The 5,081-nt window shown below is 63.9% G+C and carries 3 protein-coding genes and 1 pseudogene; 2 read left to right on the top strand and 2 right to left on the bottom strand.

Annotated elements, in window-relative coordinates:
* The first annotated feature begins 77 nt into the window (after positions 1-77).
* A complete protein-coding gene (locus F0Q34_RS21335; protein ID WP_241665625.1) occupies positions 78-2,006 on the top strand; it encodes a hybrid sensor histidine kinase/response regulator in 1,929 nt (642 codons plus the stop codon).
* A gap of 176 nt (positions 2,007-2,182) precedes the next feature.
* Here the strand turns inward: F0Q34_RS21335 and F0Q34_RS21340 are convergent.
* Positions 2,183-3,129 (bottom strand): IS630 family transposase gene (locus F0Q34_RS21340; protein WP_370751333.1). Its coding sequence is split into 2 segments (ribosomal slippage): positions 2,183-2,790 and positions 2,790-3,129, totalling 948 coding nucleotides; the frame shifts between segments, so codons are not numbered across the junction.
* Between the two features lie 532 nt (positions 3,130-3,661).
* On the opposite strand from F0Q34_RS21340, the gene F0Q34_RS21345 reads away from it, so the two are divergent.
* The gene (locus tag F0Q34_RS21345) at positions 3,662-4,075 is read left to right on the top strand and encodes a nuclear transport factor 2 family protein (protein WP_149814391.1); all 414 of its coding nucleotides are present in this window, start codon (positions 3,662-3,664) and stop codon (positions 4,073-4,075) included.
* 91 nt (positions 4,076-4,166) lie between these two features.
* Here the strand turns inward: F0Q34_RS21345 and F0Q34_RS21350 are convergent.
* A pseudogene (locus tag F0Q34_RS21350) lies at positions 4,167-5,081 on the bottom strand (IS256 family transposase); the annotation flags it as partial.

Consider the following 5,081-nt stretch of genomic DNA (forward strand, 5'->3'; position numbering starts at 1 on the left):
CGTGTCTTGCTCATCGGACACCTTCCTCGCTCCAAGGGAGCTTACTCAGGGGTGTCCATCAATTCGAAGGAAGATCAATGATGTGGGTCACCAATCCAGCCAGCTATTGCACCTACCTGAACCGGCTTTGGTACGAGTTCACCGGCCAAAGCGAGGGAGAGGCGCTCGGGCTGGGCTGGGCCAAGGCGACCCATCCCGACGACGGGCAACGGGCCAAGGACGCCTTCCTGTCGGCCAATGCAGCACAGGAACCGTTCCGCATCGAATACCGGCTGCGTCGCGCGGATGGCACCTACCGCTGGACGATCGATGCGGCCAATCCGTTCTTCGGCGAAGATGGAGCCTTCCTGGGCCATGTCGGCTCGGTGATCGACATCCATGAGCGCCGCGAGGCCGAGGAGGCGCTGCGGGCAAGTGAGGCGCGGTTCCAGGCGATCGCCAACTCGGTGGACCAGCTGATCTGGTCCGCCCGCCCTGATGGCTACCACGACTACTACAATGATCGCTGGTACGACTATACCGGCACCGCGCCCGGCTCGACCGACGGGGAAGCCTGGAACGACGTGTTCCATCCCGAGGATCGCGAGCGTGCCTGGGCCGTGTGGCGTGGGAGCCTGGAGACTGGCGAGCCATACCGCATCGAATATCGGCTGCGACATTGCTCCGGACACTATCGCTGGGTGCTCGGCCGCGCGCAGCCGGTCCGCGACACTGAGGGGCGGATCACCCGATGGTTCGGTTCCTGCACCGACATCGAGGAGATCGTCGAGGCACGCGAGGTCCTGACCCGCTCACGCGCGGAGCTGACGCGCGAGGTGGAGGCCCGTACCGAGGCTCTGATGGCGGCCGAGGCGGCGCTGCGGCAGAGCCAGAAGATGGAGGCGGTGGGGCAGCTCACCGGCGGCCTGGCGCATGACTTCAACAATCTGCTCACCGCCATCACCGGCAGCCTGGAGTTGCTGACCGCGCGGCTGGCCGAGGGCCGTCTCAACAACGTCGACCGCTATGTCGGCGCAGCGCAGGATGCGGCCCGGCGCGCGGCGGCGCTGACCCACCGGCTGCTGGCGTTCTCACGCCAGCAGACCCTGGCTCCCCAGCCCACAAATGTGGACCGGCTGATTGCTGGCATGGTGGAGCTGGTCCAACGCACGGTCGGGCCTGGGATCAGCGTGGAGACGATCGCGACACCGGACTTGTGGAACACCCTGGTTGATCGGAGCCAGCTCGAGAACGCATTGCTGAACCTGTGCCTCAACGCCCGGGACGCCATGTCTCAGGGCGGCAAGCTGACGATCGAGACCACCAATTGCTGGCTGGACGACCAGGCAGCGCGCCTGCGCGATCTCCCGCCCGGCCCCTATGTCCTGCTCAGCGTTTCCGACAACGGCACCGGTATGTCCCCCGACGTGGTTGCGCGTGCGTTCGACCCGTTCTTCACCACCAAGCCGATCGGCCAGGGCACCGGCCTTGGCCTGTCCATGATCTACGGCTTTGTCCGGCAGTCAAACGGCCAGGTGCGGATCCACTCCAAGGTAGGGCAGGGGACGACGATGCGCCTATATCTGCCCCGTCACGCGGGCGAGGCGCAAGACGCTGAAGCAGCGCCGGAGCGGACCCTCTCAGCACCGCGCGCGGCACCGGACGAGACGGTGCTGGTGGTGGATGACGAGCCGACGGTGCGGATGCTGGTGGTCGAGTTGCTGGAAGATCTGGGCTACACCGCACTCGAGGCGGCGGATGGCCCCTCCGGGCTGCAGGTGCTGCGCTCAGAGACGCGGATCGACCTGCTGGTCACCGATGTCGGGCTCCCAGGAGGCATGAATGGGCGCCAGGTCGCCGAGGCGGCGCGGACGCTCCGTCCTGGCCTGAAGGTGCTGTTCATCACCGGCTATGCGGAGAGCGCCGTGCTCAGCCATTGCCATCTCGATCCAGGCATGCATGTGATGACCAAGCCGTTCACGATCATGGCGCTGGCCGAGCGGATCAAGACGCTGGTTCCGGGCTGAGGCGGTCCCTGGAGGCGCGAACCCTCTCGACGACCGGGTCAACATCGAATTCCAGGCTTTAGCCACAATTCAGGACCATATTTCCGCTCTGACCCTGTAGCCAGACAGCCCTATAGCTTCCTTCATCCAAGCGTAGGGAATGAGGAGGGTCAGGCGGCCCCTAGAGCGGTTTCCGATCAGTTTGCATCGTACCCAGCGGCGGCGAAGTAGTTGGCGCACTCGGCGGGCGTGAAGGTCTCGGTGATGCGTCCGATGGTGCTCCAGAGGCCTTCGACGCTGCGCTCGGCGGCCTTGCGGAGGCTGGCCTTCAGCTTGGCGAAGGCGTTCTCAATCGGATTGAAGTCGGGGCTGTAGGGCGAGAGATAGCGCAGGCTCGCGCCCGCGGCCTCGATGGCAGCCTGGACGGCCACACCCTTGTGGCTGCCGAGATTGTCCATGATGACGATGTCCCCAGGGCGCAGTTCCGGCACCAGCACCTGCTCGACGTAGGTGAGGAAGAGTTCGCCGTTGATTGGCCCGTCCAGGACCATCGGTGCGACCATGCCGCTGTTGCGCAGCCCGGCGACGAAGGTGGTGGTCTTCCAGTGCCCGTGCGGGATGGGGGCCCGCAGCCGCTCGCCGCGGGGTGCCCGGCCATGGGTGCGGGCCATGTTGGTCGATGCCCAGGTTTCATCAATGAAGACGAGTTTCGCAGGATCGAGGTCGAGCTGGCTCTCGAACCAGGCCCAACGCCGCCTCAGGATGTCCGGGCGGCCCTGCTCCGCGGCATGCGCCGACTTTTTTTGCGCGTGATGCGGTGCCGGTCGAAGAACCGCCACAGCGTGCTGATGCCGACCGAAACTCCCGCCTCCGCCAACCTGGCCCGGATCTCCACCAGCGAGATGTCGGACTTCCGCTCCACCAGGCTCAGGATGAGGGCCGCATGGGCCTCGATGCGCGCCGAGCGGCGGTCTCCACCGAGAGGCCCCGGTGCAACGGATCCTGCCTGACGCGCCAACGCGCACCAGCGGACCGCACTCGCCGCGCTGACGCCAAAGCGGGCCGCTGCCGCCCGGCAGGATGACCCGGAGGTCACCGCTGCGACCACCCGTTCCCGCAGATCCACCGACAACGCCCTCGACATGCCTTCGCCCTTCTTGCCATAGGGCGACTGAATCAGCTTCAGGCGGACGTGGGGATCACAAGCGATTCAGTCAGGCCGGAAACCGCTCTAGCGCTGCATACTGCGGATCGCGAGTAAGGCACCGATCCGAATTACAAGAGAAGCCGGCGCTATCAAAGATTATGGATAACAATGAAAGTAGGGACGCTGAACTCTTGCTCCTCCTTGCAACTGTCGCCCGGTACGCTTTGCGACCGAGCATGAAGCGCTGAACAAACGCAGGAGGAGTACATGTGCGGAAGAACGCCTTCGGCCTGGAGCGGTTCACAATGTTGGAGCTCGTAAGCCGTAGGCCAACTACTATTAACGGCTTACCCTCCTCGCGGCATCCAATGAACGGAATGATCGAGGAAGAAGCTTCCTACACACAAAGCGGAGAGCGCATCGGTTTACTTAGAACGGTATGCCCATCCTGTGCATGATGCCATTTCGATACGGTACCCAAACGGCTTGGGCAGAGGGCGCTGGATCGGGCTCATCAGGGAGAAACGTCATGTCGCTCAACACAGAACAAGCCAAGGCGTTCTTTGCTGCATGCGACACAGGTCAAGGCTGGGATGCCTGCCGCTCCTATTGCGCGCCGGGTGCGACGTTCTCGGCACAGACAGATGTGCTGACTGGCATTACCACATTGCAACAGTACACCGAGTGGATGCGCGATCTCCTCAAGGTTCTTACTGACGGAAACTATGAGGTGAAATCCTTTGCCACTGATGAAGAACGTAACAATGTCTGCGTCTACGCTACCTTCTCCGGCACACATCTGGAGGGCGGTCCAGTGTCACCGACTGGCAGGGCCACAAAAACCGATTACGTGTACATCATGCAGTTCAGCAACGGCAAAGTAACGCATCTCACAAAAATCTGGAATTCCGGGCACGCCTTGAAGGAGTTGGGTTGGGCCTGATCTGGTACGGCTTCTGGCCCGGTCAGGTCGTCTCGGCCTCAGACCGCGGGATTGTCAGGATTTTCGTGTGCGGCGGAGCGGTTGAACACGCTCAGGCCATGGCGCGGGTGAAGCGTTCGCCGAACAGGACGGCGAACTGGCTTTGGCCATAGCCCATTCCCGCGGCGGCATGGTCCACTCCTTCTCCGCCCGGTGCAAGACCAGATACAAGAGCTTCAGGGCCGCGTCGTCGGTGGGAAAATGCCCGCGGCCCCGGACCGCCCGGCGCAGCTTCGCGTTCAGCGCCTCGATGGCATTCCTTGTAGGCGACGAAGTCGAGGCTCTGCCGCAGGAGGTGCACGATGCAGGTCTGCACCGTGGCCTCCGGGAACACCGCCAGGATCGCCTCGGGAAAGCCCTTCAGCCCGTCCACCACCGCCAGCAGCAGGTCCTCGACGCCACGGCCGCGCAGCTCGTTCATCACCCTGAGCCAGAACTTCGCGCCCTCATTCTGCTCGATCCACAGGCCCAGGATCTCCTTGCCGCCGTCGGCCCGGACGCCCAGCGCAATGTGCACGGCTTTGTTGCGCACCAGGCCCTCGTCCCGGATCTTCACCCGCAGCGCATCGAAGAACACCACCGGGTAGACCGGCTCCAGCGGCCGGTTTTGCCAGGCGGCAATCTCATCGAGCACGGCGTCCGTGACAGCACTGATCAGGTCCGGCGAGACCTCGATGCCGTAGAGCTCGCGCAGGTGACCGACAATCTCCCCCGCGCTCATGCCGCGGGTATACATCAAGACCACCTTGTCATCGAAGCCGGGGAAGCGCCGCTGATACTTGGCAATGAGCTGCGGATCGAAGCTCGCCTGCCGATCGCGGGGGATCTCCAGCGCCAGCTTGCCGCTGTCAGTGATCACCGATTTCCGGCCATAGCCGTTGCGGCTGTTGCCCTCGCCACCTTCTCCAGCCAGGTGGTGGTCCATCTCGGCATTCAGTGCCCGCTCGGCAAGGGCCTTCTTCAGCTC

Source organism: Teichococcus oryzae (assembly GCF_008386565.1).
In the GTDB taxonomy this organism is placed as follows: domain Bacteria; phylum Pseudomonadota; class Alphaproteobacteria; order Acetobacterales; family Acetobacteraceae; genus Pseudoroseomonas; species Pseudoroseomonas oryzae.

What these genes read in the sequence shown, in the direction of transcription:
- F0Q34_RS21345 (WP_149814391.1), top strand. Translation starts at nt 3,662, where the DNA reads ATGTCGCTCAACACAGAACAAGCCAAGGCGTTCTTTGCTGCATGCGAC.
- F0Q34_RS21335 (WP_241665625.1), top strand. Translation starts at nt 78, where the DNA reads ATGATGTGGGTCACCAATCCAGCCAGCTATTGCACCTACCTGAACCGG.